This is a genomic window from Streptomyces sp. ISL-87, from assembly GCF_018614095.1.
Classification (GTDB): Bacteria; Actinomycetota; Actinomycetes; order Streptomycetales; family Streptomycetaceae; genus Streptomyces.
This window is the reverse complement of the sequence record NZ_JAGGOY010000034.1, coordinates 85,621-111,782: the sequence shown is the minus strand read 5'-3', so window position 1 is coordinate 111,782 and position 26,162 is coordinate 85,621. Positions and strand designations below refer to the sequence as shown.

General features: G+C 71.1%; 26 protein-coding genes. 14 read left to right on the top strand and 12 right to left on the bottom strand.

Annotated features, from left to right (window positions below; translation table 11 throughout):
• Positions 1-62: 62 nt before the first annotated feature.
• Together J7I97_RS13385 and J7I97_RS13380 are read left to right on the top strand one after the other, a co-directional pair.
• Positions 63-959 (top strand): FAH family protein, encoded by an 897-nt coding sequence (locus J7I97_RS13385; protein WP_214934252.1) that lies wholly within the window; start codon positions 63-65, stop codon positions 957-959.
• Positions 960-993: 34 nt separating this feature from the next.
• Positions 994-2,352, top strand: coding sequence for a hypothetical protein (locus J7I97_RS13380; RefSeq protein ID WP_214934249.1), 1,359 nt, complete (start codon positions 994-996; stop codon positions 2,350-2,352).
• Here J7I97_RS13380 and J7I97_RS13375 read toward each other — a convergent pair.
• A complete protein-coding gene (locus J7I97_RS13375) occupies positions 2,249-2,617 on the bottom strand; it encodes a helix-turn-helix transcriptional regulator (protein WP_214934246.1) in 369 nt (122 codons plus the stop codon). The two genes, J7I97_RS13380 and J7I97_RS13375, sit on opposite strands and share 104 nt — an antisense overlap.
• Positions 2,618-2,820: 203 nt before the next feature.
• On the opposite strand from J7I97_RS13375, the gene J7I97_RS13370 reads away from it, so the two are divergent.
• The 4 genes from J7I97_RS13370 (at position 2,821) to J7I97_RS13355 (ending at position 5,799) form a co-directional block, all read left to right on the top strand.
• Positions 2,821-4,308: an MFS transporter gene (locus tag J7I97_RS13370; protein ID WP_214934243.1), complete on the top strand. Its 1,488-nt coding sequence runs from the start codon at positions 2,821-2,823 to the stop codon at positions 4,306-4,308.
• 26 nt (positions 4,309-4,334) lie between these two features.
• Positions 4,335-4,724 (top strand): 5-carboxymethyl-2-hydroxymuconate Delta-isomerase, encoded by a 390-nt coding sequence (locus J7I97_RS13365; protein WP_214934240.1) that lies wholly within the window; start codon positions 4,335-4,337, stop codon positions 4,722-4,724.
• Positions 4,721-5,437 (top strand): SDR family oxidoreductase, encoded by a 717-nt coding sequence (locus J7I97_RS13360; RefSeq protein WP_214934237.1) that lies wholly within the window; start codon positions 4,721-4,723, stop codon positions 5,435-5,437. Before J7I97_RS13365 ends, J7I97_RS13360 begins: the two co-directional genes overlap by 4 nt.
• A gap of 122 nt (positions 5,438-5,559) precedes the next feature.
• Positions 5,560-5,799, top strand: coding sequence for a DUF6296 family protein (locus J7I97_RS13355; protein WP_214934233.1), 240 nt, complete (start codon positions 5,560-5,562; stop codon positions 5,797-5,799).
• A 119-nt stretch (positions 5,800-5,918) separates the two neighbouring features.
• On the opposite strand, the gene J7I97_RS13350 is transcribed toward J7I97_RS13355, so the two are convergent.
• Positions 5,919-6,479, bottom strand: a complete 561-nt coding sequence (locus J7I97_RS13350) for a hypothetical protein (protein ID WP_214934230.1) — start codon at positions 6,477-6,479, stop codon at positions 5,919-5,921.
• Between the two features lie 345 nt (positions 6,480-6,824).
• Here J7I97_RS13350 and J7I97_RS13345 point away from each other — a divergent pair, with 345 nt between their 5' ends.
• The 3 genes from J7I97_RS13345 (at position 6,825) to J7I97_RS13335 (ending at position 9,656) form a co-directional block, all read left to right on the top strand.
• On the top strand, positions 6,825-7,049 hold the full coding sequence (locus tag J7I97_RS13345) for a WD40 repeat domain-containing protein (protein ID WP_214934227.1): 225 nt from the start codon (positions 6,825-6,827) through the stop codon (positions 7,047-7,049).
• A 357-nt stretch (positions 7,050-7,406) separates the two neighbouring features.
• Positions 7,407-8,666, top strand: a complete 1,260-nt coding sequence (locus tag J7I97_RS13340) for a serine hydrolase (RefSeq protein WP_214934224.1) — start codon at positions 7,407-7,409, stop codon at positions 8,664-8,666.
• 486 nt (positions 8,667-9,152) lie between these two features.
• Positions 9,153-9,656 (top strand): hypothetical protein, encoded by a 504-nt coding sequence (locus tag J7I97_RS13335; protein WP_214934221.1) that lies wholly within the window; start codon positions 9,153-9,155, stop codon positions 9,654-9,656.
• A gap of 103 nt (positions 9,657-9,759) precedes the next feature.
• Here the strand turns inward: J7I97_RS13335 and J7I97_RS13330 are convergent, their stop codons facing one another.
• A complete protein-coding gene (locus tag J7I97_RS13330; protein ID WP_214934218.1) occupies positions 9,760-10,872 on the bottom strand; it encodes an esterase family protein in 1,113 nt (370 codons plus the stop codon).
• A 226-nt stretch (positions 10,873-11,098) separates the two neighbouring features.
• Between J7I97_RS13330 and hemC the strand changes: the two genes are divergently transcribed.
• The gene (hemC, locus tag J7I97_RS13325; RefSeq protein ID WP_214934216.1) at positions 11,099-12,034 is read left to right on the top strand and encodes a hydroxymethylbilane synthase; all 936 of its coding nucleotides are present in this window, start codon (positions 11,099-11,101) and stop codon (positions 12,032-12,034) included.
• 82 nt (positions 12,035-12,116) lie between these two features.
• On the opposite strand, the gene J7I97_RS13320 is transcribed toward hemC, so the two are convergent.
• Positions 12,117-13,706, bottom strand: a complete 1,590-nt coding sequence (locus tag J7I97_RS13320) for an AMP-binding protein (protein ID WP_308378345.1) — start codon at positions 13,704-13,706, stop codon at positions 12,117-12,119.
• Between the two features lie 176 nt (positions 13,707-13,882).
• Here J7I97_RS13320 and J7I97_RS13315 point away from each other — a divergent pair, with 176 nt between their 5' ends.
• Positions 13,883-14,446 carry a YbaK/EbsC family protein gene (locus J7I97_RS13315; RefSeq protein ID WP_214934212.1) on the top strand — a complete coding sequence of 188 codons (564 nt, stop codon included), beginning with the start codon at positions 13,883-13,885 and terminating at the stop codon, positions 14,444-14,446.
• A 5-nt stretch (positions 14,447-14,451) separates the two neighbouring features.
• Positions 14,452-15,222, top strand: a complete 771-nt coding sequence (locus J7I97_RS13310) for a low temperature requirement protein A (protein ID WP_214934210.1) — start codon at positions 14,452-14,454, stop codon at positions 15,220-15,222.
• A gap of 31 nt (positions 15,223-15,253) precedes the next feature.
• Here J7I97_RS13310 and J7I97_RS13305 read toward each other — a convergent pair whose 3' ends face one another.
• The 4 genes from J7I97_RS13305 to J7I97_RS13290 all read right to left on the bottom strand — a co-directional run bounded on the left by J7I97_RS13305 (position 15,254) and on the right by J7I97_RS13290 (position 18,451).
• A complete protein-coding gene (locus tag J7I97_RS13305) occupies positions 15,254-16,090 on the bottom strand; it encodes an undecaprenyl-diphosphate phosphatase (RefSeq protein ID WP_214934207.1) in 837 nt (278 codons plus the stop codon).
• Positions 16,091-16,122: 32 nt separating this feature from the next.
• Positions 16,123-16,479 carry a hypothetical protein gene (locus tag J7I97_RS13300; protein ID WP_308369305.1) on the bottom strand — a complete coding sequence of 119 codons (357 nt, stop codon included), beginning with the start codon at positions 16,477-16,479 and terminating at the stop codon, positions 16,123-16,125.
• A gap of 146 nt (positions 16,480-16,625) precedes the next feature.
• Positions 16,626-17,579, bottom strand: coding sequence for an MASE1 domain-containing protein (locus J7I97_RS13295; protein ID WP_374103771.1), 954 nt, complete (start codon positions 17,577-17,579; stop codon positions 16,626-16,628).
• Positions 17,580-17,623: 44 nt separating this feature from the next.
• The gene (locus tag J7I97_RS13290) at positions 17,624-18,451 is read right to left on the bottom strand and encodes a PP2C family protein-serine/threonine phosphatase (RefSeq protein WP_214934201.1); all 828 of its coding nucleotides are present in this window, start codon (positions 18,449-18,451) and stop codon (positions 17,624-17,626) included.
• A gap of 145 nt (positions 18,452-18,596) precedes the next feature.
• Between J7I97_RS13290 and J7I97_RS13285 the strand changes: the two genes are divergently transcribed.
• Both J7I97_RS13285 and J7I97_RS13280 read left to right on the top strand, forming a co-directional pair.
• Entirely contained in the window at positions 18,597-20,534 is a 1,938-nt protein-coding gene (locus tag J7I97_RS13285; protein WP_214934197.1) for a M28 family metallopeptidase, read from the top strand.
• 39 nt (positions 20,535-20,573) lie between these two features.
• Entirely contained in the window at positions 20,574-22,610 is a 2,037-nt protein-coding gene (locus J7I97_RS13280) for a M36 family metallopeptidase (protein WP_214934194.1), read from the top strand.
• A 7-nt stretch (positions 22,611-22,617) separates the two neighbouring features.
• Here J7I97_RS13280 and J7I97_RS13275 read toward each other — a convergent pair whose 3' ends face one another.
• From J7I97_RS13275 to J7I97_RS13260, 4 genes are all read right to left on the bottom strand, one after another.
• Positions 22,618-23,301 carry an HAD family acid phosphatase gene (locus tag J7I97_RS13275; protein ID WP_214934191.1) on the bottom strand — a complete coding sequence of 228 codons (684 nt, stop codon included), beginning with the start codon at positions 23,299-23,301 and terminating at the stop codon, positions 22,618-22,620.
• Positions 23,302-23,370: 69 nt separating this feature from the next.
• A complete protein-coding gene (locus J7I97_RS13270) occupies positions 23,371-23,850 on the bottom strand; it encodes a hypothetical protein (RefSeq protein ID WP_251058757.1) in 480 nt (159 codons plus the stop codon).
• An 87-nt stretch (positions 23,851-23,937) separates the two neighbouring features.
• Positions 23,938-24,999 carry a serine protease gene (locus tag J7I97_RS13265; RefSeq protein ID WP_214934188.1) on the bottom strand — a complete coding sequence of 354 codons (1,062 nt, stop codon included), beginning with the start codon at positions 24,997-24,999 and terminating at the stop codon, positions 23,938-23,940.
• 1 nt (position 25,000) lies between these two features.
• Positions 25,001-26,158: a trypsin-like peptidase domain-containing protein gene (locus tag J7I97_RS13260; protein ID WP_214934186.1), complete on the bottom strand. Its 1,158-nt coding sequence runs from the start codon at positions 26,156-26,158 to the stop codon at positions 25,001-25,003.
• Positions 26,159-26,162 lie beyond the last annotated feature (4 nt).

The following is a 26,162-nucleotide window of genomic DNA, read 5'->3' as shown; positions in this document are numbered from 1 at the left end:
CCCCCGCCCCCGCCCCCGCTCCTTTGCCTCCACCATCCTGTCCGTCCGGGAGGACGTCCGTCATGACCACCCCCTTCTTCGAATGCTCCTACGAGGGCGAGCGGTTCATCGGCTTCGCCGACGCGCCCGAGGGCGAGCCGCTGCTGCTGTTCCCCGCCCCCGCCGACACCGCCGTCGCCCTGCTCGACGCGGCAGGCTCCGGCGATGCCTTCGCCGCCGCCGTACGGGGCGACGGCGCCGGCCGGCTCGTACCGGCCTCGGCGCGCGAAGCGGTGCGCCCGCGCCCGCCCGTACTGCCGGTCGCGCCCGGCTCCGCCGTCGCCGGCGGCTTCATGCAGACCCACAACGTCAAGGCCGCCGCCGAGGGCGCGGCGGACGGTACCGTGCACCCGAACTGGTTCTTCAAGGGGTTCGGTGATGCGCTGCGCGTCCCGGGCGAGCCCCTGAGCGTGCCCGCGGGGGCCGTGGCCGTCTGCGAGGAGGCCGAGGTCGTCCTCGTCTACCGGTGCGGCGACGACGGCACCCCCGCGTATCTCGGGTACACCTTCGGCAACGACCTGACCGACATCGGGCGGTTCCGGGAGAACCCGGCCCACCTCTCCTACGCCAAGCTGTGCGAGGCGTCCGTCTCCCCCTGGTTCTTCCCCGGCGCGCCCCCGCGCGCGGTGACCGGCCACGTCACGGTCGAGCGCGCCGGACAGCCTGCCTGGGAGGGCGAGTTCAGGACCGGTCTGGACGCCCTGTACTACCCGGTGGAGTCGATGACTGGGCATCTCTTCGCATACCCGCCGCTGCGCCGCCCCGGCACCGTGCACTACCTGTTCCTCGGCGCCGACCGGAGCAGCTTCCACGCCGGCTTCCGGATCGGCGACGGCGACGTGGTCTCGCTCGACTTCACGAGCCACGGCGTCACCGTGGCGAACTCCGTGCACTGGCTCCAGGACGGGGGTGCGGCGTGAACGGGACTGGCGGGGACACCGGTTGGACGCGGCGGTGAGCGCGCTTCGGATGCTCGACGACGTCGAGGCGTCGTTCGCGTACATGCAGTCCGAGCTGGGCGGCAGCACCCAGGTGACGACGCACCTGGCGGTCGAGGAACGGTTCGGGGAGCCCGCGCTCGTGCGGGCCGTAGCCGACTGGGTGCGGGACCTGCCGGTGCTGGCCCTGCGGATCCGGGAGGCGGCGGGCGGGGGGCTGTGGTTCCACGCCGGCCCGCCTCCCGGCCGGGAGGCACTGCGCCACGGCGTCCTGCCGGGGGGCCGGTCGGTGCGGGAGGTACTGCGGGAGGAACTCAACGAGGTCCTCCCGGCCGGCGGGCCACTGTGGCGGCTGCGAGCGCTGGAGGACCCCTCGGGGGCGGTGACCCACCTCTTCTTCACGCGCAACCACGCGATCTCGGACGGGTTCACGACCGGGGTGATGGCGGGGACGCTGCTCGCCCGCCTCTTCGGCTCGGCCCCGGCGGGGCTGCCGGGGCTGCCGGGGAGCCATGGCCTGCCCGAGCGGCCCGGTTCTGCTCCCCACGGCGTCCCGCTCACGTATCAGCCGCCACGGTACGAGCCGTCCGGGCCCGTCCCACAAGGCCCGGCGGTGCCTGACAGCGCACCGCCGGTGCCGTTCGACGCCGCGGCGCCCTGGGCGGAGCGCCGGGCGGACTTCACCACCCTCGACCTCACGGTCCCCGAGTCGGCGGCGGTCAAGGCGTACTGCGCCGAACAGCGCATCACCGTCAACGAGTTCTTCGCGACGGCGCTCGCGGAGTCGTTCGGCGCGGCGACGGGCCGGGCCGAGCTGGACTTCTTCACCGCGGTGTCGCTGCGCGGCCGCTTCGCACAGGCCCGCTTCCTCTCCGATCCCGGCTGCCGCATCGGTGTCGTGCGGGCCCGGTTGAGGCTCGGCGGCGAGGGGCTGGCCGCCAACGCGGCCCGGTACCGGTCGGCTTTCGGCGCGGCGGACGCGGCATGGCGGCCGCCCGCCCGTGACCACGCCGAGATACGTGACGCGGTACGGGCCCTGGCCGGCGGCGACAGCGCGCCCGGGATCTGCGTCACCAACGTCGGCGTGGTCGACCCGGCCCTGGGGCCGCACGCGGACCGCGTCTCGGAGTTCCGGACCGTGGTGAACCGAATCGCCGCCAACTACGCGGTCGTTCTGCACCTCTCCACCTTCCGGGGCGCCTTCGGCCTGTCCCTGGCGTACGGCGCCCCGAGCGTGGACCGCGAGGTCGTGCTGCGGACGGCGGAGCTGCTCAGGGCACGGGCGCTGGCTCCCCACCGTCCGGGGCCTCCCGCAGTACGAGGTCCAGCAGCCCGGGGAAGCGCTCGTCGAACTCCGGCCGGCGCAGCCGGTTGAACCGCTTCGAGCCGTTGTCCCGCTGCTCGATCAGCCCGGCGGAGCGCAGGACGGCGAAGTGGTGGCTCAGGGCCGCCTTGCGCACGGGCACGTCGAAGCTGCCGCAAGCCCGCGCCCAGTCGTCCGCCGCGCCGATCTCGCGGACGAGGGTGATCCGCACGGGGTCGGCGAGCGCCGCGAGGACCGTCTGCAGGGCGACCTCGCGGGGGTGCGTGTGCTCCGGCGGCGTGCGGTGCCGGGGCGCCGGTGGCGGTTCTGCGGTCATGGCGTCTCCTGGGCCGGATTGCTAAGTGTTCGATGTAGGTCATACACTTCTGAGTGTTCGCGCTTCATCGAACAGTCTACTTGAGCGGCTTTCCGTACGCCCCTGCGCGCGACCCCCAGGGCGTTTCGACGACGAGGACCCACCTCTTCACGAGGTGTGGGGCCCTCGCCGCCCCTTCTTCCATCTCCATCCGAGGACGACTCATGTCTGAATCAGCACACACCCCCACCCGGAGCTCCGGCCTCAAAAGGCAGTTGACCCTGCTCGCGGCCTGCCTCGGCTTCGTCGTCGTCATCCTCGACGTCAGCGTCGTGAACGTGGCGACCGACGCCCTCAGCGAAGACTTCGGCGGCAGCCTCTCCGGCCTGGAGTGGGTGATCAACGGTTACACCCTCACCTTCGCCGCGTTCCTGCTGACCGCGGGCGCGATGGGCGACCGCTTCGACCCGAAGCGCATCTTCCAGGTGGGCTTCGCACTGTTCGCCGTCACCTCCTTCGCCTGCGGCGCCGCCGACAGCCTGGTGGCCCTCGTCATCGCCCGGATCCTCCAGGGGGTGGGCGCGGCGATGATCGTGCCGTCCTCCCTCTCGATCGTGAACAAGACCTTCCCGGACCCGGCGGAGCGCACCCGGGCGGTCAGCCTCTGGGCGGCCTCGGGCGGGCTGGCCCTCGCGCTCGGGCCGGTGGTCGGCGGCGTGCTCATCTCCCAGTTCGGCTGGCGCTCGATCTTCTTCGTGAACGTGCCCATCGCGGCGGCCGGCATCTGGCTGACGCAGACCAGCGCGCCGCGCACCGGCGGCGCCGCGGCCGGCCGCCCCGCGCGCTCCTTCGACGTACCGGGGCAGCTCCTCGCGATCGTCGGCCTCGGCGCGCTGACCGCCGCCGTCATCGAGGCCAACGGGCTGGGCTGGGGTGCGCCGCTCGTCGTCGGCTGCCTGGTGGTGTTCGTCCTGGCCCTGGCGGGCTTCATCGTCGTGGAGCGGCGCAGCGCGGATCCGATGCTGCCTCTGGCGCTGTTCGGGCGGGGCGCGTTCAGTGCCACCTCGCTGATCGGCGTCCTGGTGAACTTCTCCTTCTACGGCCTGATCTTCGTCTACAGCCTCTTCTTCCAGAAGGCCTGGGACTACTCGCCGATCGTCGCCGGACTCGCCTTCCTGCCCATGACCGCCACGATCATGATCGCGAACCTGGCCTGCGGGCCGCTGGTGAAGCGCTTCGGCTCGCGCGCCGTCCTCATCAGCGGAAGCACGCTGGCCGCGATCGGGTACCTCGCGATGCTGCCGGCCGTCGGCTCGGCCTCGTACCCCGCGCTGGTCGCCCAGTTCCTGGTCGCGGGCGCCGGCATCGGCCTGGTCGTACCGGCCATGACCAACGCCATGCTCTCCGCCGTCGACCCGGCCAACGCTGGTATCGCGTCCGGTGTGCTGAACGCCTCGCGCCAGGTCGGCGGGCTGATCGGCGTCGCGGTCATGGGGATCCTCGTGGGCGCGGCCACTCCCGGCGATGCCTTCCTGTCCGGCCTGCGGGCCGCCCTCGTCCTCGCCGCCGTCGCCCTCGCGGCGGCCGCGGTCCTCAGTGCCGCGGGGGTGCGCCGGGCGGCTGCCCCCGCCCCGGCGGCGGCGCGTCCGGCCGCCACCGGCGCCGGAACCACGGCCGGCGCCCCCGCCGCAGCCGCCGCCGAAAACGCCTAGAAGCAGCACCGAGAAGGAGCCACGGAATGCCGCACCTCGTACTCGAGTACTCCGGCAACATACGGGAGACCGTCGACGCCACAGCCCTATTCACCGAGCTGCACAGCGCGCTCGCCGGCGCGGGCGGGTTCCGCCTACAGGACTTCAAGAGCCGCGCCACGCGGGTGCGGACGTACTTCATCGGCGACGGAAGCCGTGAACAGGCCTTTGTGAACCTGGACATCCGCACCTTCGGCGGCAAGCCGCCCGAGCTGCGCACCGCCGTGAGCGAAGCCGCGCTGGCGGTCCTGCGCGAGCACTTCCGCCGCACCCTGGCCGAGACGGACTGCGACGTGTCCGTACAGATCACCGAGCTCGACCGGCCGAGCTATGCCCGTACCCGATCCACCGACCACGCCGCAGGAGGCGCAGCATGACGAACGAGTTCCAGGGCCGACGGGTCCTTATAGCCGGCGGCACGTCGGGAGTGGGCCTGGCGTCCGCCGAGGCGTTCGCGGCCCGCGGCGCGGAGGTCACCGTCGTCTCGCGCTCCGAGGACAAGGTGCGCCGCGCGGTGAAGTCACTCGGCCCGGCGGCGGCCGGGCACGTGCTCGACCTGCGCGACTCGGAGGCGGTCGCCGCCTTCGCCGAAGGCGCCGGCGCCTTCGACCACGTGGTCGTCTCGGCCGCCGAGACACCGATGGGCCGGGTGGACACCCTGCCGCTGGAGGACGCGTACGCGGCGATGGACAGCAAGTTCTGGGGCGCCTACCGGCTCGCGCGCGCTGTCGGCGTGGACCCGGCGGGCTCCCTCACCATCGTCACCGGCTATCTCTCCGTACGTCCGGGCCGGGCCTCCGCGCTGCAGAGCGCGATCAACGCGGCCCTGGAGGCCCTGGTGCGCGGGCTCGCCCTGGAACTGTCCCCGGTCCGCGTCAACGCCGTCTCCCCCGGGCTGCTGCGCACGCCGCTGTGGGACGGTCTGCCCGCGGGCGGCCGCGAGGCGATGTACGAGGCGGCCTCGCAGCGCCTCCCGGTGAACCGGGTGGGCGAGCCCCAGGACGTCGCCGCGGCGATCGCGATGGTCGCGGGCAACGCCTATATGACGGGTACGACGCTGTTCGTGGACGGCGGGGGTTCGATCGCCTGACCCCCGTCCACCCGCGTGGTGCGCCCGGCCGGGGCCTGCGATGGTGCAGGTTGGACACAGGCCGCCGACGTGGGCCGTGCCGCGCCGGACGGACCCGGCGGGTGGAACCGGGAGGTACGCGGGTGAGCGAGGACCGTTACGAGTTGGTGTTCGACGGCGCCGAGCCCGGCGCCGAGGCGGGGGACAGCGTGGTCGTCTCGCGCACCGAGCAGACAGGTCCCGGCGGCCATCCGGTCTACGCCGATGCCACCGGGATCGTCCGCGCCGAGATCAGCGACCAGGGCGAGGTGCGGATGCTGGCCTCGGGCGGGCACCAGACCCTCACCCACCCCGTACAGGCCCGCAGGCCCGCATCGCCGTGAACCGCCGGGGTCAGTTCTTGCGCGGCCGGCCCTGGATGTCGTCGGTCATCCGCCGGGCATAGGGGGCCGCGGCCCCCTTCCGAGGCCGGTGTCGAGGATCTCCCGGTAGAACGACGTCATCAGAGTCCCTCAAGAAGCGAGCGGCGGTGGGGCTTCACCCCGCGGAACGCCTCTTCGATGGCGGCGTCCGTCTTGGTGTGGTCGCGGGCCCCGGCCCGCAGGCTCTCGGCTATGTGGGCGAGCCAGCCCGCCACCGTTCCGGCCTGGGTCTCCCACTGTTTGTGGGCCACGCGGAGCGCGGACGCGGACTCCCAGCCCGCCATGGCGGTGCTCGCGGTCTTTGCGGGCTCCTCCAGGGCGGCGGCCGGCTTGGTGAAGGCGGTGTGGATCTCGTCCGCGCTGCCCGCCGCCTTGTTGAGGATCACGGGCTCGATATTGAGCCGCTGGCCCGGGAGCTCCCCGTGCGGACCCCTGGGCCCCGTGGGCGCGGGCGGCTTGAAGAGCGGCGACTGCTGAAGCGGCAACGGCTCCGGCTGGAGCAGACGCGGGGTGGTCGGGTCGGCGTAAGCGTCGGCGGGCGGCGCCTTGTAGAGCGGAGAGAGGTACTCCAGGTCGCGCTTCTTCAGCTCGTCCGGCGTGAGCGGTAGCTGGTCCGGCTCGGGCAGGGTGTCATCGCTCACCGGCTTCCCCCTTGTGTGCTGGCTCGTGTGGGCTGGCCCCCAGGCTAGTAGGACCGCCCGACGGGCTTTCAGGGGGGTCCTCGCGACCAGCTGTTGACCTCGTTTCCGGATCCGGCCAGGTCATCGGCGGTTTCCCGGTCGCCCGGTCGCCCGGCCGACGGGCAACGGGCAACCCGTCGACCCCAGGGTGCGCGGGGGCAAGGCGGAAGGCGTCAGCGGGGACCGCACCCGGTGACGCGCCGTCGGGGGCACTGCCCCTCGTGTCCCACGCGCTGATGGGCCACCTGGCAGCAGCGCGAGGGTTCCACCCTGACCGTCGCGGGATACGAGCGCACGGGTGGGACGGTGCTGCTGCGCCGGGTGGCCGACCGCCGGACCACCGCGTCGTTCACCCTCCCCGGGCGGGTGCGCTCGGTCGCCTTCAGCCCCGACGGCCGGACCCTCGCGGCCACCTCCACGGAGGGTCCCGTACGGCTCTGGGACACGGCCGGGCACAGCGCGCCGGCGGTTCTCCCGCCGAGTACGACGGGCGCCCGGGCCGTTGCCTTCGCGCCCGACGGGCGGCGGTAGCCGTCCACGGCGGCCGCGCGCGTCTACGCCTTCCCCGGGGCGACGACCATCCGCGTCGAGTGCCAGAAGCACGCGGAGCGGGTCACCTCCGACGGCTACACCAACGACGCGTGGTCCCACCTGCCCGGCTACAAGGCGTGGTTGACCAATGTCTACATCCAGGGGCCCGCGTGGCTGGACGGAGTTCCCACCTGCACGTTCTGAGACGTACGGCACGTGCGGCGGGCCCGCGGCCGGCGCACGACGCCCCGTGATCTTCCGTAGGCTCGGGGCCCGGTCTCCGTCTCCCGGCCCAGCGCGTCGGACGGCGGGGGCCTCTCCGTATGCCTTTCCTGCCCAACCGAGTTGAGGAGCAACGTGCGCCTGTCCCTTGAACGACGCCTTACTCTCACCGCCGCCCTGGTCGCCGTGGTGGCCGGTGTGGCCCCGGCCACCGCGGCCCACGCCGCGCCCGCGTCCGTCCCCTCCCAGGCGGTGCTGACCGGCCCGACGGGGGCCGTCGCGCCCGATCTCGAGGCTCTGACGCAGGCGCTGCGGAATACCACGGCGGCCGGGGCGCCCGGGGCCATGGCCCGGTTCACCGGTCCGGGAGGCGTCAAGTCCCGGACGGTGGGCGTCCGGGACCAGGCCACGGGTGCGGCGATGGACCCGAAGGCCCGCTTCCGGATCGGCAGCGTCACGAAGACGTTCTCCACCGTGGTGCTGCTCCAGCTGGTGGACGAGGGGAAGGTGAACCTGGACACTTCGGTCAACCACTACCTGCCCGGCCTGCTGCCCGACAACCGGATCACCGTGCGCCATCTGCTGAACCACCGCAGCGGGTTGGCGGACTATACGAACGCCATGTTCGCCAAGACCGTGCCCGGGTTCGAGGCCGTCCGGAACAAGGTGTTCACCTACAAGCAGCTCGTCGACCTCTCGCTGAAGGAGCCGAGGACGACCCAGCCGGGCGTCGCGTACAAGTACTCGAACACCAACTTCGTGGTCGTCGGCATGCTCATCGAGAAGGCGACCGGGAACAAGGTGGCCAAGGAGTACGACAGCCGCATCATCAAGAAGCTGGGGCTGCGCAACACCTCCTACGTGCACCCCGGGACGACCATCAAGGGCCTGCACATCAACGGCTACCTCCGCCCCGACGAGGCCGGGGCGCCGCTGGTCGACTCCACCGAGCAGACGGTGTCCTGGGCCCAGTCCGCCGGGGCGATGATCTCCAACTCGGCCGATCTGAGCACCTTCATGTCCGCGCTGCTCAGCGGCAAGCTGCTGTCGCCGCGGGTACTGGACGCCATGATCACCATGACCCCGACCGACACCACGAACACCCGCTTCTACGGGCTGGGGCTGCGCCGCTACGACCTCTCGTGCGGCACGTCGGTGTACGGGCACACGGGTACCGTGCAGGGCTTCTACACGTACGCCTTCACCACGCGCGACGGGGTCCGCAGCCTGACCGCCATGGCGAACACCTCGAACCGGGGCGAGGCGAACACGGCCTTGGGCGGCACGCTGGAGGCGGCGTTCTGCGGCAAGAAGCCCGCCGCGACGGGCACCAAGCGCGGCCTCGCCGTGCTCGCCCCGGCCGAGATGGACCTGCCGGAGCAAGGCTCGCGCTGACACCGCGGTAACGTCATCGGCGGCAGGCCTCCGGCACGCGGGGGCTTGCCGCCCACGGGGTGATCCGGCCGCCCGCCAGTACGTCGGGACGCCGGGACGCCGGGACGTCGGGACGCCGGGACGTCGGGACGTCGGGACGTCGGGACGCCGGGACGTCGGGACGTCGGGACGTCGGGACGTCGGAAAAAACGACGGCGGGCTTGCTCGCGTCGTCACACCGGACGTTTCCACCGGGCGTTCCGGCCGGGCAACGGCTCACGGCTGTCCCGGACAGGACGTGGCTGTCCCCCCATCTCAGCGCCTGTCCGGGACACCGCGGGCCAAGCCGCGAACGGCGCCATCCAGCCAAATGATTGGCATGGTCCTGACATTTCAAGGTCCCTGTGGGACTTTCCCTGCCGGGCCCGGATCCGCACGGCATGCCGGCGCGGCCCCCCAAGCCGCGCTTCACACCCCCACAAGGACGTGGCAAAGAGGAGCAGCAGCATGATGCAGATCTCGAAATGGGCGGGCGTCACCGCCCTGGTGGCCGCGATGGTCGCCGGCGGATCGACGGCGGCGTTGGCCGTGGGCCCCGCGGCCGACCAGCAGCTCGACGGCGTCATCGCGGTCGCCGGCAACAACTGCACCTGGACCAACGCGCGCACCAGCGCCAACGCGCCGAGCACACTGACCGTCGACCGCACGACCATCAACCAGCCGGGCGGCAACCTGGCCTGCGACGGCGGCATCACCGCCGCCCTCAACAACGATCCCGTGTTCACCTTCGACGACGCCGGCGGCCTCGCAAAGACGGACGCCATCGACATCACCGGCAAGCAGAGCTTCATCTCCTGCCGCTACAAGGCCACGAACATCGTGTGGAACCGCGACGGAGACACCCGGAAGTACGTCAACCAGGCCTTTACGGCGACCAAGGTCTCGGGGAGCTTCCTCTGCCCCGGCTCGGTCACCACGGCCGCCGGGGGCGCCTCCATGCTGTTCCACTGACCCCGCGCCCCGCCGCAGCCCCTCACGGGGCTGCGGTCCGCTGCGGTCCGCTGCGGTCCGTGCAGCCCCCTGCGGTCCGCGCTGTCCCAGGACCCCGCGGGGTTTATTCCGCGGTGAGGCGCCCGCTGAGCCACTCCAGCGAAGGCGGGATCTCCCGGTTCCACGTGTTGAAGTTGTGCCCTCCGTGGTCAAGGGTGATCGACGAGACGCGCGCGGGGGCCTTCACCTTCTCGATGAACTTCTGCGTCGGCTTGAAGTTGCCCTCGCCCTGGAGCGACGTGGTGACCAGGAAGGAGGACTTGCCCTGCGGCAGGTGATCCAGGCTCCACAGCAGGTCGGATCGTTTCTCCTCCTTGGTGTTCCCGTGGAAGAGGTCCCCGGAGTCCGCGTCGATCTCCGGCTTGTAGTCAGCCGACAGACCCACCCCGGCCGCGTAGCTCTCCGGATGCTCCAAAGCGATCTTCAGCGCGCAGTAACCTCCGGTGGAATCACCCATGATGGCCCAGTTCGCAGGCTTGGTTCCGATGCGGTAGACGCCGGACAGGGCCTGGGGAAGGTCGGTGCCGAAGAAGGTCTCGGTCTGCGGGCCGCCGGGTATGTCGACGCACTGGGTGTTGCGCGGCGGGGCGACGGTGGGCCGCATCATCACCAGGATCATCGGCTGCGTCTTCTTCTGCTTGGCCAGCGTCCACGCCGTCTTCGGGTACCGCAGCCCCTTGAGCAGGTTCTCCGCCGTACCGGGGAAACCGGTGAGCACGACGGCGGCGGGGAACTTCCGCTTCTCGTTCCCCTTCTTGAAGTATTCCGGCGGCAGGTACACATAGGCCGGAGTGGCGATGTTGGATTGCCGGCCCTGCACCATGATCTTCTCGATCTCGCCGCCCACGTGCGGTGTTCCGCCGCCGGGCACATCCGTCTTCTGCCGGCCGATGACCCTCACGGCCGAACTGCCTTCCGCGTCCTGGCTCAGGAGTGCCGCCGCCTTCTCCCGGCCCGCCAGCTCGGCCCAGGATCCGTAGATCAGGAGGCTCCGGTTCACCGCGAGCCCGACCGAGGCCAGCAGGAGCACCTGCACGGCGAGGACCACCCCCACCCGGCCGAGGACCTGCCGCCAGCCCCGCCGGGTGAGCCGTGGCCACTGCCACACGGCGGCCGTGAACATCAGCGCGGTGCCGAGCACAACGCACACCAGGAGCACACTGCTTGTCAGACTCACGGATCAGGAAGCTCTCTGCGACGAATCGACCCGGACCCTCAGGTCCGGTGGCACCCCCGTCGGGTGCGCGTCTGACTAGACAGCCGCGCGGGGCGATCCGTTCCATGTAACGACCAAGGACTGCCAAGGGGCCGTCCAGGATCCCAACTTCTCCTCCAGCAGCCCGCGATGGCCCCCCGGCCTGGTCGTTCGTCCGCGCCCGGATGTGAGGTCTATCGTGGGCGGCATGTCCGCTCCTGAACTCGTACGCATCGTCTCCCGCGACTCCCCCATGGCCCTCGCGCAGGTGGAGCGCGTCCGCCGTGAGCTGGCCGCGCTCTGTCCCGGCACCGCCACCGAGGTCATCCCCGTGAAGACGACCGGTGACAAGTGGATGGGCGACCTGGCAGCCGTCGAGGGCAAGGGGGCCTTCACCAAGGAAGTCGACGCCGCGGTCCTGGACGGCACCGCCGACCTGGCCGTGCACTGCGTCAAGGACGTCCCGGCGGACCGGCCGCTGCCGGCCGGCACCGTGTTCGCCGCCTTCCTCCGGCGGGACGACGTCCGCGACGCGCTCGTACACCCGGGCGGGCTCACCCTCGACGAGTTGCCCGCCGGGACGCGTGTCGGGACCTCGTCGGTCCGCCGGATCGCCCAGCTCGCCGCTTCCCACCCGCACCTGGAGTGCGTACCGATCCGGGGCAACGCCAACAGCCGGCTGGACAAGCTCGCCGCGGGCGAGGCGGACGCCCTGCTGCTGGCCGTCTCCGGACTCGAAAGGATCGGCCGCCCGGACGTCATCTCCGAGGTCCTGTCGGTCGAGACGATGTGCCCGCCGATCGGCGCCGGGATCCTCGCGCTCCAGTGCCGCGAGGGCGACACCCGGCTGATCGAGACCGTGAGCGCCCTCGGGGACCCGGCCACCCATCGCGAGGCCACCGCCGAGCGCATGCTCCTGCACGTCCTCCAGGGCCACTGCAATTCGCCGATCGCCGGGTACGCCTCCACCGAGGGCGACGGTGAGCTCGCGCTGTACGCGAAGGTGTTCACCCCCGACGGCAAGCGGATCCTGCGCGCGCACGAATGGGCCGGCCCCCTCGACCCCGCCACTCTGGGAACCTCCGTCGCCGTGGCCCTCCTGCGCCAAGGCGCGCGCGAACTCATCGACGGCATCCCGCACTGACGACTGCCCGCTCGCCGCTCGGCGCTCGTACACGATCGAGCAGCGGCGGGCGGGGGCGGCGGGGGGCGAGGGGCGGCTGCCCTTACAGCGAGAGCTCCAGCAGGCGGACCGCCATCTCGCGCATCTCGATCTTGCGGATCTTCCCGGTGACGGTCATGGGGAACTCCTCCACGACGTGGACGTAGCGCGGGATCTTGAAGTGGGCCAGCCGGCCGTCGCAGTACGCGCGGACGGCGGCCGCGGTCAGCGGCTCGGCGCCCTCGTGCATCCGCACCCACGCCATGAGCTCCTCCCCGTACTTCGGGTCGGGTACGCCGATGACCTGAACGTCCAGTACGTCCGGGTGGGAGTGGAGGAACTCCTCGATCTCGCGCGGGTACAGGTTCTCCCCGCCCCGGATCACCATGTCCTTGATCCGTCCGGTGATGCTCAGGTAGCCGTCGTCGTCCATGACCGCGAGGTCGCCGGTGTGCATCCAGCGTGCCGCGTCGACGGCCTCGGCGGTCCGCTCCGGCTCGCCCCAGTAGCCGAGCATGACCGAGTAGCCGCGGGTGCACAGCTCACCGGGTTCCCCGCGCGGCACGGTCCGTCCGGACTGCGGATCGACCACCTTCACCTCCAGGTGCGGCCCGACGCGGCCCACGGTCGACACCCGGCGGTCCACCGAGTCGTCCGCGCGCGTCTGCGTCGACACCGGTGAGGTTTCCGTCATCCCGTAGCAGATGGACACCTCGGTCATGCCCATCCGGTCGATGACCTCCTTCATCACCTCGACCGGACAGGGCGAGCCGGCCATGATCCCCGTGCGCAGGCTGGACAGGTCGTAGGTGTCGAAGCCGGGGTCGGCCAGCTCCGCGATGAACATGGTGGGGACGCCGTAGAGGGAGGTGCACGACTCCGCCTCGATCGCCGCCAGGGTGGCCCCCGGTTCGAACGACGGCGCGGGGATCACCATCGCCGCGCCGTGGCTGGTGCAGGCGAGGTTCCCCATCACCATGCCGAAGCAGTGGTAGAACGGCACCGGGATACAGACCCGGTCGTGCTCGGTGTAGTGGCACAACTCGCCGACGAAGAAGCCGTTGTTGAGGATGTTGTGGTGCGACAGCGTCGCACCCTTGGGGAAGCCGGTGGTCCCGGAGGTGTACTGGATGTTGACGGGGTCGTCCGGGCTCAGCCCGGCCTGAGCCCGGGCCAGGTCGGCGGGGTCGGCCTGCCGGCCGCGCTCCAGCAGGGACGTCCAGAGGGGGCCTTCCAGCAGGACCACGAACTCCAGCTCCGGGCAGCGCGGCCGCACCTCCTCGATCACGGAGGCGTAGTCGGAGCTCTTGAAGCTCTCCACCGCGGCCAACACCCGGATGCCGGACTGCTGGAGTACGTACTCCAACTCGTGCGAGCGGTAGGCGGGGTTCACGGTGACGAGGATCGCCCCGATCTTGGCGGTGGCGTACTGCACCAGCGTCCACTCCGCCCGGTTGGGGGCCCAGATGCCGACCCGGTCCCCCTTGGCGATCCCGAGGCCCAGCAGTCCGAGCGCCAGGGCGTCCACGTCGGCGGCCAGCTCCGCGTACGTCCACCGGCGGCCGGCGGCCATGTCGACGAGGGCGTCGTGCCCGGGGAACATCCGTACGGTGCGGTCCAGGTTCTCGCCGATCGTGTCACCCAGCAGGGGCACTTCACAGACTCCGGACGCATAGCTCGAAGCGGCAGACACACGTACTCCCTGGACTCGTGACCTCAAGGCCCGGCGGGCGGGCGTCCTTTCATGATTCCCGCCGCCGCCCAGGGCTACCCTCCGGCGCCAGGACCGTCAAGGATGACTACACCGCGCGGTTCGCTAGAGTCCGTCCCATGAACGACCAGGCAGAGGCACCGTTCGGGAACTTCACGACCGTCCGCAGGGCACTGGACGTGTGGGACCAGCTCGCCGGACCCGTGGCCGAAGCGCTGAAGGGCTGGGACGCGCCCGAGGCGGCGCGGTCCGTGCTGTACGTGGACACCGACCCCGCCAAGGCCGACACCGCCGTGTTCTCCGAGGCCTACGACGTACCCCTGGACGCCTCCGCGAACTGCGTGGTGGTCGCCGCGAAGCGGGGCGGGGACACGACCCTGGCCGCCTGCCTGGCGCTGGCCGGCACCCGCGTGGACGTCAACGGCGTCGTGCGCAGGCACCTCGCGGCCCGCAAGGCGTCCTTCGCCCCGGTGGACACCGCGGTCGGCGCGACCGGCATGGAGTACGGCGGCATCACGCCGGTCGGCCTCCCCGCCGCGTGGCCCCTGCTGATCGACGCGGCGGTGGTCGCGGCCCCGTTCGTCCTCGTCGGCAGCGGGCGGCGCCGGGGCAAGCTGATCCTGCCCGGGCAGGCACTGGCCGGTCTTCCGGGCGCCGAGATCCTCACGGGCCTCGCCGCCTAGGTGCCGTGGCCGGAAAGGTTTGCCGGGGCGCGGCGTCCGGTGCGGTGCATCGCAACCTCACGGTGTCGGCGAACCTCTTCGTCGACAACAGGCCGCGCCGTCGGCTCCTCATGCTGGCCGCCATGCTCTGCCTCGCCGTCATGGCCGCCGCGGTGCCCGAGGCGGACGCGGGCCGCGGGTCCGTGTATGCCCTCTGCTACGCCGGCACGCGGCTCGTCCTCCTCGGGCTGTGGTGGCCGACGACCACCGCCGACCACGCCTGGACCCTGCGGGCCGGATTCGTCGGGGTCCTCGGCTTCGTGCTGCTCGCCGCGCTGTGGTGGTCGTACTTCGACTTCGGCGCGGCATCGGCCGAGCTGATGTTCGCCGCCGCGCAGGACCGCGAGGCCTACCTCCTGGCCCGCGACGTCGGCGGCTTCCTCCACTTCTTCGTGACCGCGGCCGTCCTGGGCATGGCCGGCGGCCTGGCCACCGCCGTCGAGGAAGCCGACCACGCCCATCTGCCGTCCGGCGCCGTCTGGGCCCTGGCGGGCGGCCTGGCCCTCTACCATGCGGCCCACGCGTGCATCGCGCTGCGCTACAAGCGCCCCCCGTCCTCCGTCGCCGTGTGGGCCGTGCCGGGCATCGGCATCCCGCTGCTCGTCGTCTTGGGCTCCGGACACCTCGCGCCCTGGGTGGTCGTACTGCTCCTGGCCGCCGAGGCGATCGTGCACCTGCTGTACGCACGCAAAATGCTGCGGCGCCGGGTGGCGGCGGCAGCCGCGCCGACGCCGTGAAACGGTCCCGGCAGGTCGTAGCCGCGTGCGGTCAGGCGTTCAGGACGCCCGTCCCCAGCAGGCCGAACAGCAGGATCCCGATGACGATCCGGTAGGCCACGAAGGCGTTGAAGGAGTGCTTGGCGACGAACTTCAGCAGCCAGGCGATCGAGGCGTAGGCGACGACGAAGGACACCCCCGTGCCGACGACGAGCGGGGTGGTGTCCACTCCGGCGCCGACCGCGTCCTTCAGCTCGTACAGGCCGGCGCCGGTCAGGGCCGGGATGCCCAGGAAGAACGACAGGCGGGTGGCGGCGACGCGTTCGAGGTCCAGGATCAGTCCGGTGGACATGGTCGCGCCGGAGCGGGAGAAGCCGGGGAAGAGCAGGGCGAGGATCTGGGAGGAGCCGACGAGCATGGCGTCCCCCAGCGAGGTGTCGTCCTCGCCCCGCTTGTGACGGCCCATCCGGTCGGCCGCCCACATCAGGCCGCTGCCGACGATCAACGACCCGGCCACCACCCACAGGGAGGCGAGCGGCCCCTCGATCAGCGGCTTCGCGGCGAGCCCGACGACGACGATCGGAACGGTGGCGTAGATGACCCACCAGGCGAACTTGTAGTCGTGGTGGTAGCGCTCCTCCCGGTTGGCCAGGCCGCGCCCCCACGCGGAGACGATCCGCACGATGTCCTTGAAGAAGTACACGAGCACCGCGGCGATGGCCCCCACCTGGATGACCGCCGTGAACGCGACGACCGCCTTGTCGTCCACCGGGATGCCCATCAGCCCCTCGGTGATCTTCAGGTGGCCGGTGGAGGAGACGGGCAGGAACTCCGTCACCCCCTCGACCACGCCGAGGATCACTGCCTGCCCAATGCCGATCGCGCTCACGTGCATCATCCTTGCGGTGTCGTTGAACGGACTCAGTTCTCGACGGTCGCCGCGGCGGCGGGGGGCGCTTCGAGCTCCCACGCGTGGCGCTTGAACTCCCGGACGAAGTCCGCGTGGTCCTCCCACTGCCGGGCGATCCCGCGCAGCACGTCCCAGTGGTGTTCCACGGACTGGTCGATGACTCGGCGCAGCGCCGGCTCCGCCGTCGCCCGCTTCTCGATCAGCCCCTTGACCGCGGAAGCCTCCAGCACCGCGTTGCGCAGCGCCCGCAGCGCGCGGGAGGTGTCGTCCATCGCGAAACCCCGCTCGCTGCCGGTCGCCTCGTCGAAGAGCGAGGTGAGCCGTGCCTCGATGAACGCGGTGATCCGCTCGAAGTGCTGCACGTCCACGGAGGACTCCATCTCCTGCCGCGCAACCGTCCGGCCCGGCATGTCGGGTGTGTGACCTGTTTCCAGGGCGAGCCGACCTCGCGTCGGCGCGGGCTACAGCCTAACGATCCCGGAGCCCTGTTCAGCGCCCCGCCCCGCGCCCCCCGTCAGCTCTCCCGCCTCCCCGGGGCGAGGTGCTCCACCACCTCGGCCAGGTCCATGCACGCCTGCTCGATCCTGAGGCGGATGTTGTTCTGCTCGGTGACCAGTGCGGCCAGCAGCAACGCCGCCAGGGCCGCCGACCCGTTGAGGGCCTGGAGGTTGACCATGACCTCGAAGAGGGTGTGCTGGGCGAACGGTCCGGCGCCGTCGGTCGCCGCGGTGATCGCCAGGACGGACACGAGCAGCACGCACGGCGCGGTCCCGGAAAGCTGGAAGCGGACGGCGGCCCAGATGAGCAACGGAAAGATGAGGAAGAGCAGCGAGAGGGAACTCCTGGTGGCCAGCAGGGTGACGGCGGCGACGGCGACCAGCAGGGCCACCATCTCGGCCATCCGGTAGGCGTGTTGGGGCAGCCGGGCCCTGCGCAGGACGAGCAGCAGCGGGGTCACCACGAGTACGCCCATCGCGTCGCCGGCCCACCACGCCCACCACACCGACCAGAATCGGGACGCCGGCAGGTTCCCGGTGGCGACCAGCGTCCAGGTCCCGAGGCTGGCGCTGACCAGCATCGGCAGCAGGCCGCCGAGGAAGACCAGTGCCAGCCCGTCGCGCAGCCGGTCGATCTCGACGCGGAATCCCGCCCGGCGGAGCATCGCGTAGGCGCACACGGGGGCAAGGGTGTTCCCCGCGAGGATTCCGACGTCGACGAGGCGGAACGTGCTGAGGTCGGCGATGGCGAGGTAGGTTCCGAGCGTGATGCCCGGCCAGATCCCGATGCCCATCCAGAGCAGGCAGGCCAGGGCGATGCCGGTGGGCAGCCACAGCGGCGTGACGATCGAGCCTTCGACGACGACCCGTTGCACCAGGCCGATCCGCCCGCTCAGGTAGTAGGCGGCGCCGACGGCGAGGATACGTAGAAGAGCTCCGGTGATACGTGGCCATTGCTCGGTGCGCACCACAGCATCAGACAGCATCCCCGCTTCCGGGCGGAGCGTGACACGCGCTAGCGGTGTCCTGCCTCGTCATGGGCGAGGACGAGTACCGCGGCGTCGTCCGCGTGGCCGGTGGAGTCGGCCACCTTCATCACTTCGGCGGCCAGCTCGTCGGGATCGGTGCCCGCCGCGTCCCTGACGACCCGGGCCACGCGTTCCAGCCCCACGTCGATGGGGAATGACGGCCCTTCGACCACGCCGTCGGTGAGGAGGACGAAGGAGCCCGCCTTCGCCAGCCGGCGCCGGGTCACCGGGTACGCCGACCCGGGCAGCATCCCCAGCGGGAGGCCGCCCTCGTCCTCGACCATGCCGTACTGGCCGTCGACGGTGGCCCAGAGCGCGGGCACATGGCCGGCCCGTGCGCTCTGGAGTTCCCATGTCTCCGGATCGAAGCGCAGGAAGGTACAGGTCGCGAAGAGATCGCAGTCCACCGACAGCAGGAGGTCGTTGGCCCGGCTCAGCACCTCGCCCGGATCGCCGGCGGTGGCGGCCACGGCGCGGAGCCCGATCCGGACCTGTCCCATGAAGGCGGCCGCCTCGACGTCGTGCCCCTGTACGTCGCCGACGGAGAACGCGAGGGCGCCCGCGGTGAGCCGGAAGCCGTCGTACCAGTCGCCGCCGATGTCCAGGCCGTGCCGGGCGGGCGCGTAGCGGGCGGCGGTCCGCAGCCCGGGCAGGGACGGGAGCGAGGCCGGCAGCATCTCGCGCTGCAGGGCCTCGGCCAGTTGCACCCGGGCCTGCTGGAGCACCGCTCCTTCCCGCGCCTGGGCGGTGAGCCGCCCTAGCGTGGTCAGCAGGTCGTCGGCGCTCGCCGACCGCGGGGGACGACGCGGGGTCATGGACCGCTCCCAGGTGCGCCTGTTTGTGCCCTGTCTTGGCTCTGCGAAAAGGCGCACGCCCATCATATTTCCGGATGCGGTATCCCAACAGCCACGCGAAAATGGAGGTGATCGGGCCGATGGTCTTCTCTCGGAAGGCTCCGGGATGTCCGTACTGTTCTTCGACATCGGGGCAACGCTCGCCGATGTGAGTTTCGAGGACGACGGCTCATTGAGTTTCCGTCCCCGGCCCCGCGTCTTCGAGGCACTGAATGCCTTTGCGTCTCTGCGCAAGGGCATCATTTCGAACCCGGGCACCGGAGCGGCCGCACGAGCCCGCGCCGAGGCGGCGCTCGACGCCGCTTTCGAGGGCCGTTTCGGGGACGCGAACGTTCGGTACTTCGAGGACGCGAACCTTCGGCACTGGGGTGCGAAGGACAGCCGCGGGATTTTCGATGAGGCGGTTGCGAGTGCCGACGCCGCGGCGGATGAATGCGTCTTCGTGGGCGAGGATCCCGACGAGCGGGCGGTCGCGCGCGTGGCAGGGATGCGTACGGCGGCCCATCCGGTCTTCACGCTCGCCGCACTCGAGGGCCGCACCGTGTTCTGGACGAGGATCGGCCTGCCGGCACGCCACGATCTGGCCGCACTCGACGCGATCGCGCGAACCACCGAGGTCGTCCCCGTGCACGTCTCCTCGGACCGGCTCGTCCTCGCCATGGCGACCGGCCGCGGCAGGAGCGCGCTGGAAGACGCCGGGTTCACGACCGACCTTCGCGGTCCCGTGGAGGAGACGGCGGCTTTTCTCCTCCGGGACGACCGCCCGGTGGCTCCCGCGGACCGGGCCACGGTGGACGAGCCCGCCGTGGAGGAGAGCATGCGCGCCTCCGCCGCGTTCGCCTTCGTCGCGGACGGGCTCGCCACGACGCGGTCGACGGTCGTCTCGCTCGGTCCGGCTCCCGGTGGTGTGTACATCGCCGCCACTGCCGGCGCCCTGGTCGAGCGGCTCCATGTGCCCGGTGCGAAACCCGGGCACATCGAACGGCTGCTCCCCGACCCGACTCTCCTGTCCCGCCCGGGTGAGGCGCGGGCCGCGGGGCTGGTCGCGGGGTTCGCCCGCGCGATGCCCGACCCGCAGACCGTCGAGGCGGTGCGCGCGGCCGTCACCCCGGCGGTCATGCGCGGTCACGTCTCCCGTGTCTCGGGGGCCGCGGCGCTCGTCGAAGGCGGGCCGCTGAAGGTCCACAGCCGTGACGCGGCGAGCGAGGACAACGTGTTCGTGGCCGATGCACTGGCCCAGCGGCTGCGCGACCTCGGTCTGACGGTCAGGCTCAACCGGTTCACCTGGCGGGGCCACCGGATCGCCAATGTCGAGGCGGAGCACCGTGTCGAGGGGTCGGACGCGGCCGTCCTCATCACGGCGCATCTCGATTCGACCGGTGACCAGGGCGAATTCACGGACTCCAAGGGCAGGCCCCGTCGCTACGATCCCGCCGTCGATCCGGCGCCCGGCGCGGACGACGACGGGAGCGGCATCGCGGCGGTCCTGGCGGCGGCCGAATGCCTGACCGCGATCGTCGCCGCCGGCAGGTCACCGATGCGGACGGTCCGCTTCGTCCTGTTCAACGCCGAGGAGCAGGGGCTCGTAGGCAGCAAGGTCTACGCGCGGGCGGCGGCCGCGGCCGGTGACAGCATCGCCGGTGTCCTCCAGATGGACATGATCGCAGGCCGGCAGGGCGGCGTGCGCACGGTGGAGATCCACGCGGGCTCGGCGGTTCCCGGCCCGGCCGCGGCCGCCTCGAACGAGCTCGGCGACTGCCTGGAGCGGGCCACCTCGGCGGTTTCCTCCGGCCTCACGCTCGAACGGCTCGCCGGCGCCGACGATCCGGCGTCCGGCCGGAGCGACCACGCGAGCTTCCATGAGCGCGGGTGGGCGGCCGTCGCAGTCTGCGAGAACTTCTTCGACGGCAGCGTGCTGGCAACCGGGACCAGGCAGTACCACAGACCGGGCGACACGCTCGACGACAGGGACCACGACACGCAGTACGCGACGGAGATCGCACGTGGCGTCACGACGGCCGCTCTCACGCTCGCGGGCCTTTGAGAACGCACAAGCGCAACAGCCAGGGAGCGGGTGGCGAGCATGACCACGTTGATCGACAAGCGGGACATGACCTACGACCGGTTCGTGGAAGTCGCCGGCGCCGATCATTTCCTCGACGACACCGAACGGGTCGCCGACGAGGTCAACCACACCCTCATCGCCGAACGCGGCAAGGTGAACCGGTTCACAGGGCACTTGGGCGAGCTGAGGGCCGACGGCGCTCCGGCGTTCGAGGGCCCGCCCTCGCCGGCGCCCCTCCCCAACGGCTTCTACATCACCCACGCCAAGGAGTACGTCGATTCCGTGGCCGAGGCCATCGGCTTCGCGGCCAACGAGCCGGCCGAGTTCGAGGCCGACCCCTCGGTGACGGCGACCAGCGAGGGCATGCGCGTCGTGAGCCTTCAGCAGATGCTCAACGGCATCGAAGTATGGGGCATGGCGCCGAAGGTGTGGATGCTCGAGGACGGCACGGTCGACCGGGTCGTCGGCGACACTGTGAGCGTGTCGCCCGACCTTCCCGTGACGCCCTCGGTCTCCGCCGAGACCGCCCTGCGCGTCGCGGCCGCGAAGGCCGCCGAGCCGCTCACGCTCCGGGGACCCTTCGGCACGGACGAACTCCCCGCGCTCGACATATCGCGGGGCTTCGAACGCCTGTCGGCGCAGCCGGAGAACAACCAGCCGCTGACCTTCACCAAGGGGGCCTTCGAGGAGGCAATCCCCGCCCGGCTCGTGTACCTCTACATGGGCGGCGATGCGCGTCTCGCCTGGTTCTTCACGTTCTCGCGGGAGCACCTGCTCGTTCAGTACCACGCCTTCGTCGAGGCCGACGGGCGGGCGGCGGACGCGAACGCGCCCGAAATCCTCTACTTCTACGATGCGACCAGCCACGCGATCGCGGGGACCGTCTTCCGGCACAACCCGAACGAGGGCGCCCTCACCGAGGTCACCTTCCCGCCGCCGACGACGGACTATCCCACGCTGGTTCCCGACGGGCTGCCCCCGGGCTTCCCGGAGGCCTGGACCAAGCCCACCGATGGGACGGTGGCGACCGAAGGCAACAACGTGATTGCCTTCGGCGGGGACTCACGGCCGTTCGAGGTCCCGGTGGGTCAGGGGGGCGACGGGGTCTTCAACCCGTTGGTGAACAGTCCTGAGCAGTTGGTCACCAACATCTTCTACTTCTGCAACTACATGCACGACTTCTTCATGATGCTCGGCTTCACGGAGGAGTTCGGGAACTTCCAGATGGTCAACGTCACCGGCCGCGGCAAGGGCGCGGACCCGGTCCACGCCTTCGCGCATCCGCGCCCGGTCCCCGGCACGGCGAACATGGCCACCAGGGCCGACGGCCTGGCGGCCGAGATGAACATGGGGCTGGTCTCGGGCTCGAACCGGCACACGGCCAATGACGCGGACGTCGTCTACCACGAGTTCTGCCACGGGGTGAGCAACCGCCTCGTCGGCGGCCTCGCCGACGCGAACGGCCTGCGGGAGCAGCAGTCGCAGTCCATGGGCGAAGGGTGGGGCGACTTCTTCGCGCTCAGCATCATCAACTTCTCGCGCGCCGAGGAGCGTACGGTGCTCGGCAACTGGGTGGTCGACGACCCCCGGGGCATCAGGCAACGGCCCTACGACAGCCTGTACCCCGGCACTTTCGCGCACATCGGCAAGCGCCGGGGCCAGGTCCCGGGTCCCGGCAATTCCGGACTGGACTACCGGGAGGTTCACAACGTCGGCGAGATCTGGTGCGCCACGCTCATGGAACTGGTGCGCAAGACCACCCGCGCGCTCGACAGCAAGGAACGGGGCTACCGGGTGACCTGGCAGGCGGTCGTCGACGGCCTGAAGCTCACACCGCGCAACCCCTCGTTCCTCACTGCGCGCGACGCGATCCTGCGTGCCCTGAAGGCGATGGAGGGCCGGGCGCTGACCAGCGCCGAGTACACGGCGGTCCGCACCGGGGCCTGGGAGGCCTTCGCACGCTTCGGAATGGGCTTCGACGCGTTCAGCGCCAACGCGTCCTTCGACGGATGCCAGGGCGGCATGGCCATGCCCCCGCCCGGGTCCCAGGACTAGGTGTGGCCTAGGAGAGCTTGCCGCCGTAGTCCGGGAGCTTGAACGTCCGCTCGGCGTGGCCGCCGGCCAGGTCGCTCTCGTTGTTCCCGATGTTGGCGATGATCGTGTAACCGCGGGCCTCGATCTCGGCGCGCTTGCCGGTCTTGTAGGCGCTCACCTCGCCGAAGAGGTCGGGCAGATCGCGGACGTAGAGACCGGTCACCGGGTAGCCGACCGCGGTGAGGTTGTACTTCGTCAGCGAGTAGATGATGCCGGGGCGGGCGGTGACGAAGAAGATCGCCACGCCTCGGGAGTCGGCGTACTGGACCAGGTCGCGGACCTTGGCGATCGCCGGGGTCGGGAAGGTCCAGAAGTAGTGGAAGTCCGTCTCCAGCGACGAGTTGTCGATGTCGAGGACGATGGCCGGCTTCTCACCGGCGGGGGCCTGCGTGATGCGCTTCTCGACGTAGGGGCGGGCCACGTCGATGACGGATGCGACATCGCGCTGCCAGGTGCCGTAGTCGATGCCCTGGATGGCCGCATTGCCGCCGGGGGCCCAGGAGTTGGCGGCGGGCTGCGTGACGGGCGAGGGCGCGGGGGCGGTGGCGGCCTGGGCGGCGGTCGCCGGCACGACGAGGGTGAGGACGGCGGTCGCGGCGGCGACGACACCGGCCGTACGGACAGACGGTCGTCTGGTACGGCTTCGGCTCATGGGGGGGGTGACTCCTCAGTCGTAGTTGGCATGAACTCGACTAAGGGTCAGCAAGATCCGGCCACATGTCTACTGGTCGGTAGGAAACTTCTCGTGGACGCTGGGTGAAAAATTCGCAGAGGGTCGGGCGTCCTGCAAACTGATCGCCGGGCACCCCAAGGCCTGCGTCAGGAGGCGCCGTTGCCGCTCCGTGAGCGGCGCCAGGAAGACCACCGCGTCCGCCCCGGTCTCCTCGCAGACGGCGGCGACCAAACGGACCTTCCCGTGGCTGATGAGCGTCCGCGAGGAGTACGGCATGTCCATTTTCCGCGCGCCGCCGTCGGAGACGCCCCGGCGCTGCACCAATCGCCCCAGCACCCGGATGCCCTCTGCCGCCAGGTCGGCGACAGCCGCGTCCATGAGCGCCGCAAAATCCCTCTGCTTCGCGGAGAAATAGCCGACGACCACCACCCCGTCCCCCTCGGCGCTGAAGGGCGCGACGGGTCGCCGCGGCACCGCCGCACGCGCGCGTCGGCGGGGCCGGCGCTCCCGCCTGCGGTCCTGGTACACGCCCCCACCGTAGCCGCGCCGCCGCCTCCGCCTCCGCCGACACGATTTTCCCCCGTCCCCTGCACCCGGACCAGGAGCGGCTGCGCCTCACACCCAGTTGATCTCCGCACGTTGCAGCAGGGGGTCGTCCACGAGCTCCCAGAGCGGGACCGCGAAGTTGCCGAGGCCGTAGCGGCCGCCGTAGTGGAGGCCGAGGACGCGGTGGTCGGTCAGGTCGAAGACCGGGGAGCCGCTGTTGCCGCCGAGCGTGGAGCAGTCGTGGTTCACGGTGAGGCGGTCGGAGGCCATCCCGGTGGTCGTACCGGGCTGGAGGCGCTTCACGTTGTAGATGTCCATGAAGATCCGGCGCATGGCCTCAGGCTCGTTGCGGCGGCCGTCCGCCGCGGGATAGCCGATCACGTACACCGGCCGGCCGGGCACGTCCGCCGGCGGGTCGGCCGCCACGGCGAGCGGGGTCGCCGACGCCGCGCCGCTTCGGGTGGGGTCGATGCGCAGGAGGGCCATGTCGACGTCGGGATGGATCCCGACCACCTCGGTGATCTCGTACTCGAACGAGCCGTCTCCGGGCGCGGCGTCGAGTTCCTCGGCCAGGTCCATGCGGGCGCTCATGCCGTCCCGGAAAGTCCAGCCGGCGCCGTCGGCGCGGGTGAATTCGGCGGCGACATGGCGGTTCGTCATCACGACATCGGGGCTGACGAGGAAGGCGGTGCCCAGCCAGTCCAGGCTGGCGTGCCCCGAGACCTCCACCCGGCCCACGCGTGCGATCGATTCCCGGATGCCCGGCCGCTGGCCGTCGAGCACGGCCCAGTCGCCCTGCTGCGAGGGGAAGTCCTGGCCCTGGATGAGGATGGCGGGTCTGCCTTCGAGGAGGACGATCGCCTCCACGCCGAAGTACTCGTCCTCGTCGATCTCGTCCGTGCGTCCGGCCGCCAGTTTCTCCAAGCCGGTGACGCCGGCGCTCAGTACCTTCGCCCGCTCCTGCTGGGCGAACTGGCCGATCTGCCCGGCCGAGGCGGCCTCTCCCGGGGGGAGCTCTTCGGACGTTTCGAGAATCTCTTCTTCCAGGCCCTTGCGTACGCGTTCGGCGACCTCTTGCAGGTCTCCGAAGACGCCCTCCAGGCCGGTTGCCACTGGTGATCCGCTGCGCATCTCACGTCACCTCCGTCTGGTTCTTGTCCGTCAGCCCCGACTGCGCCGCCGTGACCTCTTGGTAGACCTCGGGACTGTGCTCCGCGAGGTGGCGCATGACGCTGCTCATCTGGGTGCCGACGTTGACGAACGCGGTGGTCTTGCCTTGGAAGTTGACGTCCTCGACGCGCCGCGTCCCGCGGTGGAGTGCGACCACTCTCCAGTCATCGGTGAAGACGGGCGATCCCGAGGAGCCGCCCCTGGTGTCGGTGAAATAGCGGACGTCCTGGTCGTTGGCCTCGTAGACGAGGTTGTTGCGCAGGGCGACCCGCTTGGGCTGCCCACCGGGGTGCTGGATGATGTTGACCGCGACCGGCTCCTCCCTGGTGACGGTCAGCGGCTCGACGGCCACCCGCAGTGCTGGGCGCGCCAGTTGGTCGGTGAGCCGCATGATCGCGTAGTCGAGCTGCTCGTCGCACGCGACCAGGCCGCTGGCCGTCACCTCCTCGGTCTCCGTCTCGTCGGCGCCGTAGTCGAAGCGCGACCGGGAGTTCTGCACCTGGAGCTGGAGGTCAGCGGGATCCACCGTGCCGCGCTCGGTGGCACTGCGGGTCCGGGCTGTCACCACGTGGTGGTTGGTGACCAGCAGACCCGGGGCGATGAGCCAGCCCGTCCCCGAGTGCGGGAAGCCGTTCGGCTGGAGGGGGGCGCCCGCCTGGTACGGAGGGACCTTGATCCGGGCCACCGAGGTGCCCGCGAGTTCGCCGCCGCGCAGGAATTCGAAGGGCACGGTGTCGTCCCGGTGGATGATCTCTTCCTTGGTCTCCCCGGCGGGCAGGCCGGCCGGTACGTCGGGCTCACCGGCGGCGTCGCGCGCGACCGCGTCCAGAGCGCGCTGGAAGACGGCGAGCGGTTCCGCTTGGGTGGTCTGGGCGACGGCGTTGCGCAGCCAGATCTCCAGCGGGACCGAGCCGTCGATCAGCCGCTCCACGCGATTCATCTCGTTCAGGTCCGAATGCACCTGCTGGCCGGGGCCCGGGAGGAGCGGCAGCGTGCCCTTGTACCTGGGCAGGATGCCGTCGAGCAGCAACTTCCGGACCATCGGATCGGCCAGCCCGGCGTCCAGCGCGGCGTCGACCAGGCGGACGACTTCTTCGGTCGGGAGGTACGCGTCGCTCATACTC

What these genes read in the sequence shown, in the direction of transcription:
- J7I97_RS13385 (WP_214934252.1), top strand. Translation starts at nt 63, where the DNA reads ATGACCACCCCCTTCTTCGAATGCTCCTACGAGGGCGAGCGGTTCATC.
- J7I97_RS13375 (WP_214934246.1), bottom strand. Translation starts at nt 2,617, where the DNA reads ATGACCGCAGAACCGCCACCGGCGCCCCGGCACCGCACGCCGCCGGAG.
- J7I97_RS13370 (WP_214934243.1), top strand. Translation starts at nt 2,821, where the DNA reads ATGTCTGAATCAGCACACACCCCCACCCGGAGCTCCGGCCTCAAAAGG.
- J7I97_RS13365 (WP_214934240.1), top strand. Translation starts at nt 4,335, where the DNA reads ATGCCGCACCTCGTACTCGAGTACTCCGGCAACATACGGGAGACCGTC.
- J7I97_RS13360 (WP_214934237.1), top strand. Translation starts at nt 4,721, where the DNA reads ATGACGAACGAGTTCCAGGGCCGACGGGTCCTTATAGCCGGCGGCACG.
- J7I97_RS13335 (WP_214934221.1), top strand. Translation starts at nt 9,153, where the DNA reads ATGATGCAGATCTCGAAATGGGCGGGCGTCACCGCCCTGGTGGCCGCG.
- hemC (WP_214934216.1), top strand. Translation starts at nt 11,099, where the DNA reads ATGTCCGCTCCTGAACTCGTACGCATCGTCTCCCGCGACTCCCCCATG.
- J7I97_RS13315 (WP_214934212.1), top strand. Translation starts at nt 13,883, where the DNA reads ATGAACGACCAGGCAGAGGCACCGTTCGGGAACTTCACGACCGTCCGC.
- J7I97_RS13290 (WP_214934201.1), bottom strand. Translation starts at nt 18,451, where the DNA reads ATGACCCCGCGTCGTCCCCCGCGGTCGGCGAGCGCCGACGACCTGCTG.
- J7I97_RS13285 (WP_214934197.1), top strand. Translation starts at nt 18,597, where the DNA reads ATGTCCGTACTGTTCTTCGACATCGGGGCAACGCTCGCCGATGTGAGT.
- J7I97_RS13280 (WP_214934194.1), top strand. Translation starts at nt 20,574, where the DNA reads ATGACCACGTTGATCGACAAGCGGGACATGACCTACGACCGGTTCGTG.
- J7I97_RS13275 (WP_214934191.1), bottom strand. Translation starts at nt 23,301, where the DNA reads ATGAGCCGAAGCCGTACCAGACGACCGTCTGTCCGTACGGCCGGTGTC.
- J7I97_RS13265 (WP_214934188.1), bottom strand. Translation starts at nt 24,999, where the DNA reads ATGCGCAGCGGATCACCAGTGGCAACCGGCCTGGAGGGCGTCTTCGGA.
- J7I97_RS13260 (WP_214934186.1), bottom strand. Translation starts at nt 26,158, where the DNA reads ATGAGCGACGCGTACCTCCCGACCGAAGAAGTCGTCCGCCTGGTCGAC.